We start from the raw sequence: 15,668 nt of genomic DNA, 5'->3' as shown, positions 1-15,668 counted from the left end.
TTGGACACTTCACCGAATTGTATTTAACTGCAAGAGATGAGAAAACCAGATGCAACGTGCATGCGACAGATAATACTCGCCGAGCCATCAAAATGAATATCCAGCTGAATCATACAGTCGTGTCGGTGCTTCCCAAATTGGGAAATATCCTTACAAATGCATTGGCATAACTGGCTCAAAAGAAAACGACAGTGAGTTTGCTCGCAAATACGCAAATTTTGGATAACAATACAATTATTTGATTTTCAGACCGTTGCAAAAACAAACGAAAACAGCGGGGCAAAAACCACAAAACGGTGCGCCATTTTTCGTGCGAAAGCTCACCTTTTACTATGCGAGAGGTTAAAAACGACACGAAGAAAGATAAGCCAATAGCATGCGAAAGGTTAGCCATTGAAGGCTGAATTGCCAGCCAAGTGGATATTTAAGGATAAAAACAACCAAACCAAGCTTATTTCTGGTTTGAAATTTTCTAAAACAAGGATTCTCGGGAGCTTGTTTTTGATAAAAAATTTTGACAGAAAAGTCATTACGATTTCAAACTTCAGATGGGAATTTCCTCCGTCGCATCGCCATCAACGAATGAGCAAAAGGATTGTCGGCGACCAGTGAGCCACCCTACATTGTCGGTTCTGCGATTTTGTTCAGCCAGCTGCCACGGAAGATGCGGACAAGGAACATGCTGCCACGGAAGGTTAGCTCAACCGCCATGGCGAACCAAACTCCACGAAGTCCGTAGGAGGAGGCGAGGGCATAGGCCAAGGTGAGACGCACCAGCCACATCGAACCGAGATTGATGAGCGAGGGCTTGAACGTGTCGCCTGCTCCAATGCAAACGCTGTATGAGACGATGGCAGCAGCAAAGAATGGCTCAGCGAAAGCCTCAATGCGAAGAACTGCAACTCCCAGCTCGCGAATTTCCTGAACAGGCGAAAGCATGCCAATCATTTCAGGTGCGAAGACATACATCACCGCGCCCATAACAGCCATGACTCCCATGCCAAGGAACACCGTCATGTGGGCAAAGCTTTTGCAAAGCTCCCTGCGCCGTGCGCCGACACTCTGTCCGACCAACGTCGTGGCAGCCTCGCCGATACCGTAACCCGGCATATAGCAAAGACTTTCGGCAGTGACGGCAAACGAATTGGCAGCAATGGCAAAGTTACCAAGAGGTGCCACAATCATAGTGGATATCACCTGCGCACCATTCATCAGCAAATATTGCAACGCCATGGGCGCACCAATCGCAATGGCATTCCGAATATAATCCCACACCCAAACAAACCGATGGGTATCTAACTTCCAAGCGAGGATGGGACTACGGAAAATGGCGAAATAGACCAAAGGTATCGCTGCTGCAACAAAGGCCAACAGCGTGCCAAGGGCTGCGCCCTCAACGCCCAGACCAAAACCGAACATCTCGAATTCAACACCAAAGACATGGAGAACACGGGTCGGAAAAATTAAGATAAAGTTGAAAATGACATCGAAAACACACATCAACACAGCAATGAAACTGGGGTGACGCATATCGCCGGAGACCTTCAGCATGGCGGCGGAAAGGTATTCCACCAAATGAATGGGAACTGCGAAGGAGAAAATGAGAAAATACATCGAGGCATCGTGCTGAATATCAACGCCACCGCCCAACCAACGGGGCAAGAAACCTGAAATCAGGGCTGCTACAGACATCAGAATCAGACTGAAAGCCAGACCGAAGATGTAGCCGTGGCGCATCACGGCACGAGCCTTCTCAAAGTCGTTGGCACCGATGAAGTGGGCTGCCTGTACGGAAAAGCCCATACCTCCGGCTGCCACCAACGAACCGAAGAGCCACGTGGCTGGTTCGACAAGGCCGATCGATGCCGATGCCTCTGCCCCAAGCGAACCCACCATCGAGGCATCGATATAGAACATCAGCACGGTCGTAACCTGAGCAAGGATGGAAGGAATGCTCAGCTGGACGATGAGATTCAGTTTCTCACCCGTTGTCATAGCCTCGCCACTCCTTATCTTAGCCAACAGAGAATCGGTAACTGTCTTGCTGAATATCATCAGGAAAGTAGGGCGCTAAAAATGTTCACCCCTTTTCTCACCTTTATTCCCCAAATAGCCAGATTGCCATAAGGAGAATAAAGACGAAAAAAGGGGTGAGAACGATTATTTGTTGTTTGCTCTGTAGTACGAATGCAACCGCAAATCGAAAATCAGGTTAGAATAAATCGGAATCCCTTTGACTTCACGATTGCCATAACCAAGTTGGTAAGGAACGTAAACCACCCAGTGGTCGCCAATATGCATGTTTTGAAGTGCAGTGGCAAAGCCATCAACAACCTTGCTGACACGCATCTGCGCCGGACGCGCTGTCTTCGCATTGAAATCTGTAAATCCCCAAGAGCTATCAAAGATCAATCCTGAAGTATAAGTTGTGGAAGGCAGCAACCTCCCTTGATAATGGACATGAACAGAGTCGGTGAACAATGGCACTCCGGCACCTTTGCCCTTTTCCAATTCATGGACAATGATATGCTTTTCGGGAGCGTAAGTTTGCATTCCGTCGGCATTGTGAACTTGGTTCTGATAGGAATAGTTGAGGATTATCTTCCACGACGTATCGCCATTGGCTATCTTCTGCTTCGTCTCGATGTAAAGATTGGTCCAATACTTGTCATTGACGGCTTTCCAGTCGGCAAACTCCTCTACTTCGTTGTTGTCCTCGGTACATGACGTCAGCAGCCCTGCCGAAAGCATCAGTCCAAGCATGACAAAGCCTGTGAGCAACGAATGCCGTAAGCTGGCTTTTATTTGATTGAGTGAATACATATTTGATAGATAGAAATTATACATCCAGTTTCTTTAACAGGGAGGTGAGCGAAACTCTGTCCTCTATGATTTCGCGGAGCTTTGCCACAGGCACGCGTTCCTGTTTCATAGAATCGCGATAGCGCAAGGTTACGCTGTTGTCGGTCAGCGAGTCGCCATCGACGGTCACACAGAAAGGTGTGCCAATGGCATCCTGACGGCGATAACGCTTGCCGATGGAGTCCTTGGCCTCAATCGTGGTGTTGAAATGAAACTTCAGGTCGTTCACGATTTCCTGTGCCTTCTCAGGCAGCCCGTCTTTGTTCACCAACGGCAACACGGCACACTTGATTGGAGCGAGAGGTTCAGGCAATTTGAGCACAACGCGTGAAGACCCATTTTCCAATTGCTCTTCTTCGTAGCTGTGGCACATCACCGAAAGGAACATTCTATCTACGCCTATGGAGGTCTCCACTACGTAAGGGGTGTAATTCTCGTTGCGTTCGGGATCGAAATACTTCACCTGACGACCGGAGAATTTCTCGTGTTGCGACAAGTCGAAGTCGGTACGGGAGTGGATTCCCTCCACTTCCTTGAAGCCGAACGGCATGTGGAACTCTATGTCGGTTGCCGCATTGGCATAGTGCGCTAACTTTTCGTGGTCGTGGTAGCGATAGTTCTCGTTGCCCATGCCGAGTGCCTGATGCCAAGCAAGGCGGTGCTGTTTCCAATAATTGAACCATTCCATCTCCGTTCCTGGCTGACAGAAGAACTGCATCTCCATTTGCTCGAACTCACGCATACGGAACACGAACTGGCGGGCTACAATCTCGTTGCGGAAAGCCTTTCCTATCTGTGCGATACCAAACGGTAGCTTCATGCGTCCGGTCTTTTGAACGTTGAGGAAGTTAACGAATATGCCCTGTGCCGTCTCCGGACGGAGATAAATCTTACTTGCAGAATCGGAAGATGCGCCAATTTCGGTGGAGAACATGAGGTTGAATTGGCGCACGTCGGTCCAGTTCTTTGTTCCGCTAATGGGATCAACGATGCCCTCGTCGAGAATAATCTGTTTCAGACCTTCAAGGTCAGTGGCCTCCATCGCTGCCGCAAAGCGAGCGTGAAGGTCATCGTGCTTGCGCTGATTCTCCAAAATGCGAGGATTGGTGGCGCGGAATTTCGCTTCATCGAAGGCGTCGCCGAATTTCTTGGCAGCCTTAGCAACTTCCTTTTCGATCTTTTCCTCATATTTTCCGAGCTGGTCTTCTATCAGCACATCGGCACGATAGCGTTTCTTTGAGTCACGGTTGTCAATCAACGGGTCGTTGAATGCATCGACGTGTCCACTGGCTTTCCAAACGGTAGGGTGCATGAAGATGGACGAGTCGATACCCACGACATTGTTGTGCAGCAACACCATGGATTGCCACCAATACCGTTTAATGTTGTTTTTCAGTTCTACGCCATTCTGTCCGTAGTCGTAAACCGCCGCGAGACCATCGTAAATATCACTGCTTGGAAAGACAAAGCCATATTCCTTGCAATGACTTACTATCTTTTTGAAAACATCTTCTTGTGCCATATTTCTATTATTTCTTATTGTATCTTATTGGAAAAGTTGTCGCAAAGATACTGCTTTTTAGCGGAATAAATGAACGAAAAGCAGTGAAAGTTTCAACCTTTTGAGCTTACTTATCTTTTGTTTGCGTTTTTTTTCGTACCTTTGAACCTTAAAAATGACACCCCATAGTTTATGGACGACGATAGAATAAAAGACAACCAAGAGGAAGAAGAATTGACAACGGAACAAGAAAACCTTGATACCGAAGAACCGGAAACAGGCGAAGAGAAACATTCCGATTATAAGCCGGTGGATAGGTTTGATGCTTCCGCCGTGAGACACCTATCGGGAATGTACAAAAACTGGTTCTTGGACTATGCCAGTTACGTTATTCTCGAACGTGCCGTGCCACACATCGAAGATGGACTGAAACCCGTGCAGCGACGCATCCTTCACTCAATGAAGCGTATGGATGACGGACGCTATAACAAAGTGGCAAACATCGTAGGACATACCATGCAGTTTCATCCTCACGGTGATGCTTCCATTGCCGATGCTCTCGTGCAGATGGGACAGAAAAATCTGCTCATCGATACACAGGGAAACTGGGGAAACATCTTTACCGGCGATCGTGCGGCGGCCTCTCGCTACATTGAATCAAGACTGTCGAAATTCGCCTTGGAAACAGTGTTTAACCCCAAGACTACCGAATGGCAACAGTCTTACGATGGAAGAAACAAAGAACCGGTAACGTTGCCCGTAAAATTTCCGCTCCTTCTTGCGCAAGGGGCAGAAGGAATAGCGGTGGGATTATCATCGAAAATACTCCCACACAACCTCAACGAGATATGCGATGCAGCCATAAAATATCTCAAAGGCAAAGAATTTCACCTCTATCCAGACTTCCCCACTGGCGGAAGCATTGATGTCTCCAAATATAACGACGGACAAAGGGGCGGTTCGCTCAAGGTGCGTGCCAAGATAGAGAAGTTGGATAACAAGACCCTGATCATTCGAGAGGTGCCTTTCACCAAGACGGCAGGCACACTGCAAGACTCTATTACGAAAGCGGTGGAGAAGGGAAAACTGAAAATTCGTAAGGTTGAGGATATGACGGCATCGGAAGTGGAAATACAGTTGCACCTCACGCCGGGCACGTCGAGCGACAAAACTATGGACGCGCTCTATGCCTTTACCGACTGCGAAGTGAACCTTTCGCCCAACTGTTGCGTGATAGCTGATCGCAAGCCACAGTTCCTGACCATATCGGACGTGCTTCGATATTCGGTGGAGCATACGAAAGCACTTTTGCAACGCGAGTTGGAAATACGCAAGGCGGAACTCGAAGAACAACTCTTCTTCAGTTCGTTGGAACGCATCTTCATTGAGGAGCGCATTTACAAGGAACGGAAGTTTGAGACGGCAAAGAACATAGATGACGTGGTGGCTTTCGTAGATTCCAAATTGGAACCTTACAAAGAAACGTTCATCCGAGAGATTACTCGTGATGATATCCTGCGACTATTGGAAATAAAAATGCAACGTATCCTGAAGTTCAATAAGGATAAGGCAGATGAACTCATCCGGAAGATAAAAGCCGAGATAGCCGATATAGAGAAAGACCTCAGCGAAATGGTGCGCGTTACCATAGAGTGGTTCAAACACCTGAAAGGGAAATATGGGAAGGACTTCCTCCGCAAAACGGAGATAAAGAACTTTGAGACTATTGTCGCTGCGAAAGTGGTGGAAGCGAACGAAAAACTCTATATCGACCGCAAGGGAGGATTTATTGGTACCGGACTGAAAAAAGCCGAGTTCGTGCAGAATTGTTCAGATCTCGACGATGTCATCATCTTCTACAAAGACGGAAAATACAAAGTCATACACATTGCCGACAAGGTGTTCGTAGGCAAAGGGGTGCTTCATGTCCGCGTGTTCAAGAAGAACGACAAACGAACTATTTACAACGTGGTCTATCGCGATGGTGCCGATGGAATCAACTATATCAAGCGTTTCAACGTAACTTCCGTCAGCCGAGATAGGGAATACGACCTCACAATGGGAACACCCGGGTCGAAGGTGCTCTACTTCACAGCCAATCCCAATGGTGAAGCAGAAGTAATTAAAATTACACTTGCGCCCATGGCTAACGACAAGCGAAAGAGTATTTTCCTTGAGCGAAAGTTCTCTGAAATACTTATAAAAGGAAAGGCGGCAAGGGGAAACATATTGACGAAAGAAAACATTCACCGAATATCGCTGAAGAGTCGCGGACATTCCACGCTCGGTGGAAGAAAGGTGTGGTTCGATCCTGACGTGAATCGCATCAACTATGAGGAACAAGGGCGATTGCTCGGAGAATTTAACGATAGCGACCGTATTCTCGTTGTTTTGGATAACGGAGATTTCTACATTACCGACTTCGATGCCGCCAACCATTACGAAGATAACATCATGCGTTTGGAGAAATTTGATGCCGATAAGGTATGGACAGCGGTGGTTTATGATGCAGATAATCAAGGTTATCCTTATTTGAAGCGTTTTCAAATGGAAGCAACGAAGCGGCATCAAAGTTTTGTTGGCGATAACCCCAACTCCCAACTCGTGTTGTTGTCCGATCAAGTGTTCCCACGCATTGAGGTAAACTATGGTGGTGAGGATGCCGGCAGAGGCGTGGAAGAGATAGACGCCGAGGGCTTTGTGGGCGTAAAAGGTTTTAAGGCGAAAGGAAAGCGCATATCGACCTATGATATTGCGAAGATAAAAGAACTGGAGCCACTGCGCTTTCCGGAACCGGAAGACGATGACAGTGACGGCGAAGAACGTGCACAGGATGAAGAGTCGCTCAAAGCAGAAGAGGAAAACCTCGATCCGGATGCGCGAAAGAGCAAGCAGCAGGTGATAGACGAGATTACCGGACAATTAAACTTATTCCCCGATGAATAAATATCAAAGAACCGAAGAATGGATAAAACGAGTCGTTATCATCACTACCGGTTGGTTAGTGGCAATGTCATTCTTACCCTGTCAGGCTCAAGATACACTGCACACCGATAAGATAATAACCAATTCGCAAATGATAGGCGTTGGATATGTCAATCAATTGGATACTTATCTTTCACCGGAGGAATATACCGGAACTGAGCTGCGTTACATTTCTCATACCATACGCGAAAACAAGACAAAACTCTCGCGCGATATTATCCATCAAGCGCGTCTTGCCTATACTCGAAACCGTGCTGACAACTGCAACGAACTGGGGGGACTTTATAATTTTCAATACAGTGTGCTCTACGAACTGGAAAACATCCGCGTGGGCAATGGGCGACTACTGCTGAAGGCCGGTGGTGGCATTGATGCCGGTATGGGCTTCCTTTACAACACTCGCAACGGCAATAATCCGGCACAAGCCTATTTGGGACTTAATCTCGCGCCTCGCCTTTCGGCAGCCTATGCGTTCCGTATCAGAAGCCATCCGTTCCAAATTCGCTATGAAGCACAAGTTCCCCTCGTGGGCGTGATGTTTTCACCGAACTACGGACAGAGTTATTACGAAATATTCTCAAGGGGCGATTACGACCACAATGTGGTCCCAACCACCTTTTTTGCCACTCCCTCGCTACGTCAATCGCTCACTTTCGATTTTACGATACGCCACACAACCGTGCGATTTGGCTATCTCGGCGACATCCAACAAGCCAAGGTAAATGAATTGCGTTATCATACATGGAGCCATCTTTTTGTCATTGGTATCGTAAGAAAATTTTCAATCACAAAGTATCTGCCATGAAACTTATCTGTCCTAAATTCTTATTGAGTTATTCTGTGGTAGTCGTATGCATGTTATTGACGACCATTTCGTTTACTTCCTGTGTTACCAACGATGATTTTCCAGATGATCCGCAAGGTAACTTCGAAGCACTATGGAAGATTCTTGATGAGCACTATTGCTTTTTCAGTCAAAAAGGTATTGACTGGAATGAGATTCATAAACGCTACACACGGAAGTTTCACAACGGAATGACAGAGAGTCAGCAATTCGAGGTGATGGCAGATATGCTCTCGGAACTCAAGGATGGGCACGTGAATCTTTTCACCTCTTTTAATACAGCGCGCTATTGGTCGTGGCATGAGAATTATCCACGGAACTATTCCGATTCGCTCATCCGCAAATACATCAAAACTGATTATCTTATTGCCAGTGGAATGGATTATACCATTTTGGACGATAACATAGGTTATCTGCGCTGTTCAAGTTTTCAGAACGGCATGGGAGCGGGAAACCTCGACTATATCTTCCTGTTTTTCCAACCATGCAAAGGCATAATCATAGATATACGCGACAATGGTGGAGGTGCGCTCACCAATGCTGAAGAGTTGGCTGCAAGATTCACGAATGAAAGTCGGCTCGTGGGTTACATACAACACAAGACGGGAAGAGGACACGATGACTTCTCCGGTCTGAAAGAGCAGATTCTGAAGCCGGGAAAAGGCATTCGATGGCAAAAGCCTGTCGTGGTGCTGACCAACCGCAGCGTCTTCTCGGCAGCCAATGAGTTCGTGAAATATATGCGGTGTTGTCCGAACGTGCGAACAGTGGGCGATTGCACAGGCGGTGGAGCGGGATTGCCGTTCACGAGCGAATTGCCCAACGGTTGGAGCGTGCGGTTCTCGGCTTGCCCGATGTTTGATAAGGACAAACGGCTCACCGAGTTCGGCATCGAACCGGATTACAAGGTAGCTCTTACAACTGAAGATTTTCACCGAGGTAAAGACACCATCATAGAGTTTGCCCGGAAACTCATGCGGTAGGTTGGTAATTTTCAGCACCATTGCTTCCTCATCAAACTCAACTTTTGGAAAGAAAAAAAGAGCACAATGGGAGAGTTATCCTCCTTACATTCTGCCATTTATTATGGAAAGAACCTAATCACTCGCTTTTTCTCGCGACAGTGTTTTCCAATCATCAATGATACACGACGAACTGATTTATAGGATTTTAAAAGAGTTTAAGTTTACGCCCACTACCGATCAATCCAATGCGTTGCAGACGTTTGCCGGATTCATGACCCATAGGGACGAACGTGCCGTCATGATTTTGCGAGGCAGTGCCGGTACGGGCAAGACTTCTTTGGCTGCAGCCATCGTTCGCGCGCTTCGCGCTTTACAATGGAAAGTATCGCTGTTGGCTCCCACCGGACGTGCTGCTAAGGTGTTTTCGCTCAATGCAGGCTTGCCGGCATCCACCATTCATCGTCGTATTTATCGCGAAAAAGCTTTCAATGGCGCAGATGGTAAGTTTCAGCTCAATCAAAATCTCCACACCAACACGCTCTTTATGGTGGATGAGGCTTCGATGGTAAGTTTATCCACCGGTGCGAACTTCTTTGGAAGTGGGCGTTTACTCGATGATTTGATACAATACGTTTACGGTGGAAACAATTGTAGAATGATGTTGATAGGCGACAAGGCACAGCTGCCACCGGTAGGCGAGAACGAGAGTCCGGCTTTGCGTGCTGATGTGTTGAGTGCTTACGGTTTGCGCGTCCATGAATGCGATTTGGACGAAGTGTTGCGGCAAAGTGAAGATTCCGGTATTCTTTGGAATGCCACCGTCATTCGCGAAATGATTACCCATGACGAGGCAACACAACTTCCCCGCATACGTCTCACGGGTTTTGCCGATGTTTCCGTTGTACCCGGCGATGAACTTATAGAGAGTCTTGCTTCGAGCTATTCGGCAGTGGGAATGGACGAGACTATGGTAATCACTCGTTCCAACAAGCGTGCGAATATTTATAATCAAGGCATAAGAAACACTGTCTTGGGGCGCGAGGAAGAACTGACTACCGGCGATTTGGTCATGGTGGTGAAGAATAAGTATTTGCAACCTTCAACCGCTTCCAAACTGTCGGACATAGAAGGCGGTTTTATCGCCAACGGAGATAGGGGAACGGTGCGTCGTGTACATAATTTCAGGGAATTGTATGGTTTTCGTTTTGCCGATATAACATTGGAGTTTCCGGATTACAATCAGGTGGAAATCGACACGGTGGTCGTTTTGGACACGCTCACTACAGAGGCACCGGCATTGACGCGCGAACAGAATGACCGATTGTTCAACAAGGTCATGGAAGATTATGCAGATGTCCCACTTAAAACCGACCGCATGAAACGGCTTCGCGAAGATGATTACTACAATGCCATGCAGATAAAATTTGGATATGCGGTAACCTGTCATAAGGCGCAGGGCGGACAGTGGGCGCACATTTATCTTGACCAAGGATATATGACCGACGAGATGCTTAATCCCGATTACATCCATTGGCTTTATACGGCTTTCACAAGGGCAACGGAACATCTTTACTTGGTGAATTGGCCGAAACAACAAATGGAAGAATGATGGAAGCAATGGAATTGACACAGGATTACATCAGGCTGGCTTTTGAGAAGTACAACAGGTTGATATTCGATGGGCGGCTGCCACTGCCCACATTAAAGCTCTCCAAGGCACGTACCCGCCTTGGACAGATGTCGTGCAAGCGTGGCTTTCTAAAAAGAAAACCCTACGATTTCATAATTTCTATTTCCTCCTATTATAAACAATCGCAGCAGGAAATAGACGATGTCATTATTCATGAGATGATTCATTATTATATCGCTTACAACGAAATAAAGGACACTTCGGCGCATGGGAAGGTATTTCGCTCAATGATGGCAGAGATAAACCAGCGATACGGACGCCATCTGACCATATCTGCCAAAACAAAAGGAATGGAACCGACCATTGACAAACAGCCAACGACTTGCCTTGTGTTGGCAATCGAAATGGATAACGGCACGTGTTACCTCTCTTCGGTAAATCCTAAGTCTGCCCATGAGATTGCCCTGACAATCTCACGCATATCTTCCGTTACTTCCCATTCATGGTTCACGACGCAGGATGCGTTCTTTCTCAATATGCCCCGTGTTCGTTCGCTTCGGGGACGTAAGGTGTCGAGAGCGTTCTATCAGGAAATGATGGGCAGAATGAAACCATTGGAATTTCCCCGGATGTAATCCAATAGTGTTTTGAATATTTTTTAGAAATCTCACGAAACATCGCATAAACCATAGAACTTTATGCCTTTCTCTCTAACCATATATGGTGCACACTTTCTTAGGTTAGCAATTCGTATTCAGGTTGTGGAAAACAGGTTCTTGACACCGAACACTCGCCCTGTCATCGCCACGAAATCACATGACAAAAACAGCGTTGGTGAATCGTCTTGTAACTCGTTGATAATCAATATGATATTAATTGGATTTTAAAAGGTAAGCTTTTGCACTTCAATTCATGACCTTTTGCATTGCAAAAGCTTACCTTTTAAAAAGCAAAAGCTTAGCTTTGATGAAACTAAGCCATAAAAGCGGTTGTGATTGCTGCAACAATCACCTTGTGATGGGTAACAATGCCGGGCACCAACAGACCTATCGTCAGCAAAAATAACGCCCCCATGTATAGACTTGACGTTTAAGGATATTGGAAACACCGACCCAATCGCTCTTGGCAGTCAGCGTTTCCAAATCCAATTCCATCTGTTTCTCCTTTCTTTGCTTGCGTCGGTACAGGAAAGCCATAAGTACCGACACGGCAATCAGAACCAAAATGAAGGTTGAATCCATGAGATTGATGAATTACAGCTCCGCCAATTCAATGACTTTTTCAACCGCAGCATTGATGTTGGCAGCATCCTTACCACCTGCTTGGGCATAATGTGGCTGACCACCACCACCGCCTTTGATTAGCTTGGCAGCCTCACGGATTATTTTTCCGGCATTCATCGCATGGTCTTTCACCATGTCGTCACTGAGCATCACCGAGAGAAGAGGTCGGTTATCGTAAACAGAGCCGAGCACACAGACGAGCTTTTCGGGAATCGCCTCACGCACTTTGAATACGATATCCTTAGCCGACGCAGGCTCAACGGGAAGGACTGCCTTCACGACATTGATACCATTCACGTTCCGAACCTTCTCTACGAGGCTCTTTGCCGCACGATCGGCAGTTTGCTGACGGAAATTTTCCATCTCTTTCTTCATTGTGTCGTGTTCTTCAATGTATTTGCGCACTACCGTCCTCAAGTCCTTGGCATTGTTGAACATCGCTTTTAGGTCGCGCAAGGTGTCCTCCAGCACATATACCGCCTCTTCGCAGTTCTTTCCCGTCATGGCTTCTATGCGACGAACGCCCGCGGCAACACTACTCTCGCTCACGATTTTGAAGAGTCCGATGCGTCCCGTAGAAGGCACGTGAATACCGCCACAGAACTCGCAGCTTGGTCCGAAGCCGATGACGCGCACCTTGTCGCCGTATTTTTCGCCGAAGAGTGCCACTGCACCCATTTTCTTTGCCTCCTCAATGGGCGTGTCGCGATGTTCGTTGCGTGGAAAGTCTTGGCGAATCATGTCGTTCACCATTCGTTCCACTTGTCTTAATTCCTCATCGCTTACTTTTTGGAAATGCGAGAAGTCGAAACGGAGTGTGTCAGGACTTACGTAAGAACCCTTTTGTTCCACATGTTCTCCCAAAACTTGTTTTAAGACATAGTCGAGCAAGTGAGTGGCAGTGTGGTTGGCAGCACTGGCGTTGCGCTTATCGGTATCCACACAAGCCATGAAATCGGCTTCGATGTTCTTGGGTAGTTCCTTGATGATGTGGATGCTTTGGTTGTTTTCGCGCTTAGTGTCGATAATATGAATGGTTTCGGTTTCACTGACGAGCACACCTTGGTCGCCTACCTGTCCACCCATCTCACCGTAGAACGGAGTTTTATCAAGCACTACCTCATAGAAACTGCTCTTTTTCCGAGTAACTCTGCGATAGCGAAGAATGCGACAATCGTGCTCCGTATAGTCGTAACCCACAAACTCTTGTTCACCTTCTCTGACGACAACCCAGTCGCCGTTCTCAACTGCCGCGGCATTTCTGGCACGTGCTTTTTGTTGCGCCATCTCCTCGTTGAATTGATTCTCGTCCACTGTGAAGCCGTGCTCTCTGCAAATCAATTCTGTGAGGTCGAGTGGAAAACCGTATGTATCGAACAGACGGAAAGCTTCCTTTCCATCGAGTTCGGTTTTGCCCTGTTTATCCATCTCTTCCATTGCCGTATTGAGCAGATTAATGCCTTTATCGAGTGTGCGAAGGAAAGAATCCTCTTCCTCTTTTATCACTCGGGCGATAAGCTCTCGTTGGGCAACAAGCTCGGGATAGGCATCGCCCATTTCCTGAATGAAGATGTTGAGCAGTTTGAAGATGAACGCGTCTTTCTGTGCAAGGAATGTGTATCCATAGCGAACGGCGCGACGCAGTATGCGGCGAATGACATATCCTGCTTTCGCGTTTCCCGGCAACTGTCCATCGGCAATGGCAAACGCCACAGCGCGCATATGGTCTGCCACCACACGCATGGCAATGTCGATTCGTTCCTGTTCGTTGGCAGCTTTACCATTCTTGCCTGTTGGAGCGGTGAAACCATATTTTTTCCCGCTTAGTAGTTCTATCTGCTTGATGATGGGCTGGAACACGTCAGTGTCGTAGTTGGAACTCTTGCCTTGCAGTGTGCGCACCAAACGCTCGAACCCCATTCCGGTGTCAATGACGTTCATAGCCAATGGTTCGAGCGATCCATCGGCTTTGCGATTGAACTGCATGAAGACAATGTTCCAAATTTCTATTACCTGCGGATTGTCTTTGTTTACCAACTCTCGTCCGGGTAGCTTGGCTTTTTCTTCAGCGTTGCGCGAGTCAATGTGTATTTCCGAGCAGGGACCGCAAGGACCGGTATCTCCCATTTCCCAAAAGTTGTCGTGTTTGTTTCCGTTGATGATGTGGTCTTCCGGCAAATGCTTTGCCCAGAATTCTGCAGCTTCGTTGTCGCGTGGTATGTTTTCTTCCGGACTTCCCTCAAAGACGGTAACATAAAGGTCGGCGGGGTTTAACCCCAACACATCTACAAGAAATTCCCATGCGTAGTTGATGGCATCCTGCTTAAAATAATCGCCGAAGCTCCAGTTGCCGAGCATTTCGAACATCGTGTGGTGGTAGGTGTCGTGTCCCACCTCTTCCAAGTCGTTGTGCTTACCACTTACGCGCAGGCACTTTTGCGAATCGGCGCGACGGCGCGGTTCCGGTGTTTTTGTTCCGAGTATGACGTCTTTCCATTGGTTCATGCCGGCATTGGTGAACATCAGTGTAGGGTCGTCCTTTATTACCATGGGGGCAGACGGTACGATGACGTGTCCCTTTGCTTCAAAGAATTTCTTAAACGAGTTGCGGATTTCGTTAGCTGTCATCATCTTATTCTTAATTTTATAAAATTCGTTCAAAAGTGTTGCAAAGATACTGACTTTTCACTATTTTTGCAAATGAAATGCTGATTGATTGATATTGGGATTTGCAAGTCGTTGAAAAGCATAGGTAATAATAAGCATGGCAAGATGCGAGCCATCGATTATCGCCGATATCTTTCTGTTTAATAAAAATATAAAAAACTATGGCTGAAAATTCGCGAAAACTATATTATTCCATCAAGGAAGTGGCACAACAACTGAACGTTACGGAGAGTTTGCTCAGATATTGGGAAACAGAATTTCCGCATCTTCGTCCGAAGACTACCGGAAACAGGGTGCGCCAATATACGGAAAAAGATATCGACCAGATTAAGGTCATCTATAATTTGGTGAAGGTGCGTGGGTTTAAGATTGCTGCCGCGAGGAAGATGTTACGGGAAAACAGGGAGGGAGCGGATAAAAGTCGCAAGGTGTTGGAAACACTTATCTCCGTGAGAGACGAACTGAAAGAACTGAAGCTGCAATTGGATCGGTTGGTATAAGCTTTTCATCGGTTCGCACGAATAGGGACATAAAGTGCTTTCCGGGTAGGAAAACACTTTTTCTTTATTTCTATCTTTGCTCTCAAACAAATCACACTCCTTAAAAACCTTTGGAAAAGAGGGGAAATTTTCTTGCATACGTGAGATGCTTTCATGCTTTTACGCCTATGAAAGAAGAGGCTGCGAACATATCAAATATATTGCAAGGCATGACAGAAGAGATTTGGTAGATGCCAAATCATCTGTCAGTAATACTGCGAAATAGCAAAACTTGCTTGATACCTCTATGCAGTTCGATGGATGGGGGAAACACAAAAACAGAGAAGTTTCAACGAGTTTTTAATTTTTATGTAACACGTTAGAAACATTCCTTAACTACTTTTGCACCATAATTATTGAGGTAAAAGTAAAAAACAAACCATAATTTTATA

Annotated in this window: 11 protein-coding genes; 6 read left to right on the top strand and 5 right to left on the bottom strand. The window is 46.8% G+C overall.

Annotation, left to right across the window (positions count from 1 at the left end; translation table 11 throughout):
• Positions 1-618: 618 nt before the first annotated feature.
• From ETF27_RS09235 to ETF27_RS09225, 3 genes are all read right to left on the bottom strand, one after another.
• The gene (locus tag ETF27_RS09235) at positions 619-2,055 is read right to left on the bottom strand and encodes an MATE family efflux transporter (protein WP_147785734.1); all 1,437 of its coding nucleotides are present in this window, start codon (positions 2,053-2,055) and stop codon (positions 619-621) included.
• 105 nt (positions 2,056-2,160) lie between these two features.
• Positions 2,161-2,823, bottom strand: a complete 663-nt coding sequence (locus ETF27_RS09230; RefSeq protein WP_130828353.1) for an FKBP-type peptidyl-prolyl cis-trans isomerase — start codon at positions 2,821-2,823, stop codon at positions 2,161-2,163.
• 16 nt (positions 2,824-2,839) lie between these two features.
• On the bottom strand, positions 2,840-4,384 hold the full coding sequence (locus tag ETF27_RS09225; RefSeq protein WP_130828352.1) for a glycine--tRNA ligase: 1,545 nt from the start codon (positions 4,382-4,384) through the stop codon (positions 2,840-2,842).
• Positions 4,385-4,555: 171 nt separating this feature from the next.
• Here ETF27_RS09225 and ETF27_RS09220 point away from each other — a divergent pair, with 171 nt between their 5' ends.
• The 5 genes from ETF27_RS09220 to ETF27_RS09200 all read left to right on the top strand — a co-directional run bounded on the left by ETF27_RS09220 (position 4,556) and on the right by ETF27_RS09200 (position 11,422).
• Positions 4,556-7,309, top strand: coding sequence for a DNA gyrase/topoisomerase IV subunit A (locus ETF27_RS09220; protein WP_130828351.1), 2,754 nt, complete (start codon positions 4,556-4,558; stop codon positions 7,307-7,309).
• A 64-nt stretch (positions 7,310-7,373) separates the two neighbouring features.
• A complete protein-coding gene (locus tag ETF27_RS09215; protein ID WP_130828417.1) occupies positions 7,374-8,153 on the top strand; it encodes a DUF3316 domain-containing protein in 780 nt (259 codons plus the stop codon).
• Between the two features lie 50 nt (positions 8,154-8,203).
• Positions 8,204-9,175 carry a S41 family peptidase gene (locus ETF27_RS09210; RefSeq protein WP_376744085.1) on the top strand — a complete coding sequence of 324 codons (972 nt, stop codon included), beginning with the start codon at positions 8,204-8,206 and terminating at the stop codon, positions 9,173-9,175.
• Positions 9,176-9,332: 157 nt separating this feature from the next.
• The gene (locus tag ETF27_RS09205) at positions 9,333-10,766 is read left to right on the top strand and encodes an ATP-dependent DNA helicase (protein ID WP_130828349.1); all 1,434 of its coding nucleotides are present in this window, start codon (positions 9,333-9,335) and stop codon (positions 10,764-10,766) included.
• On the top strand, positions 10,763-11,422 hold the full coding sequence (locus ETF27_RS09200) for a SprT-like domain-containing protein (RefSeq protein WP_317131325.1): 660 nt from the start codon (positions 10,763-10,765) through the stop codon (positions 11,420-11,422). The genes ETF27_RS09205 and ETF27_RS09200 overlap by 4 nt, the downstream gene beginning before the upstream one ends.
• A gap of 417 nt (positions 11,423-11,839) precedes the next feature.
• On the opposite strand, the gene ETF27_RS09195 is transcribed toward ETF27_RS09200, so the two are convergent.
• Entirely contained in the window at positions 11,840-12,028 is a 189-nt protein-coding gene (locus ETF27_RS09195) for a hypothetical protein (protein ID WP_130828348.1), read from the bottom strand.
• A 12-nt stretch (positions 12,029-12,040) separates the two neighbouring features.
• Positions 12,041-14,701 (bottom strand): alanine--tRNA ligase, encoded by a 2,661-nt coding sequence (gene alaS / locus ETF27_RS09190; RefSeq protein WP_130828347.1) that lies wholly within the window; start codon positions 14,699-14,701, stop codon positions 12,041-12,043.
• Positions 14,702-14,898: 197 nt separating this feature from the next.
• Between alaS and ETF27_RS09185 the strand changes: the two genes are divergently transcribed.
• Positions 14,899-15,237, top strand: coding sequence for a MerR family transcriptional regulator (locus ETF27_RS09185; protein WP_130828346.1), 339 nt, complete (start codon positions 14,899-14,901; stop codon positions 15,235-15,237).
• Positions 15,238-15,668: the final 431 nt, after the last annotated feature.

This window comes from Prevotella brunnea (genome assembly GCF_008016795.1).
GTDB lineage: Bacteria > Bacteroidota > Bacteroidia > Bacteroidales > Bacteroidaceae > Prevotella > Prevotella brunnea.
Note: the sequence above shows the minus strand (reverse complement) of the source record. Positions and strands in the feature narration are given on the sequence as shown.

Bases quoted from the DNA above. Each gene is read 5' to 3' on its own strand.
- ETF27_RS09185 (WP_130828346.1), top strand. From the start codon at position 14,899: ATGGCTGAAAATTCGCGAAAACTATATTATTCCATCAAGGAAGTGGCA.
- ETF27_RS09230 (WP_130828353.1), bottom strand. From the start codon at position 2,823: ATGTATTCACTCAATCAAATAAAAGCCAGCTTACGGCATTCGTTGCTC.
- ETF27_RS09205 (WP_130828349.1), top strand. From the start codon at position 9,333: ATGATACACGACGAACTGATTTATAGGATTTTAAAAGAGTTTAAGTTT.
- ETF27_RS09220 (WP_130828351.1), top strand. From the start codon at position 4,556: ATGGACGACGATAGAATAAAAGACAACCAAGAGGAAGAAGAATTGACA.
- ETF27_RS09225 (WP_130828352.1), bottom strand. From the start codon at position 4,384: ATGGCACAAGAAGATGTTTTCAAAAAGATAGTAAGTCATTGCAAGGAA.
- ETF27_RS09235 (WP_147785734.1), bottom strand. From the start codon at position 2,055: ATGATATTCAGCAAGACAGTTACCGATTCTCTGTTGGCTAAGATAAGG.
- alaS (WP_130828347.1), bottom strand. From the start codon at position 14,701: ATGATGACAGCTAACGAAATCCGCAACTCGTTTAAGAAATTCTTTGAA.
- ETF27_RS09215 (WP_130828417.1), top strand. From the start codon at position 7,374: ATGTCATTCTTACCCTGTCAGGCTCAAGATACACTGCACACCGATAAG.
- ETF27_RS09195 (WP_130828348.1), bottom strand. From the start codon at position 12,028: ATGGATTCAACCTTCATTTTGGTTCTGATTGCCGTGTCGGTACTTATG.
- ETF27_RS09210 (WP_376744085.1), top strand. From the start codon at position 8,204: ATGTTATTGACGACCATTTCGTTTACTTCCTGTGTTACCAACGATGAT.
- ETF27_RS09200 (WP_317131325.1), top strand. From the start codon at position 10,763: ATGATGGAAGCAATGGAATTGACACAGGATTACATCAGGCTGGCTTTT.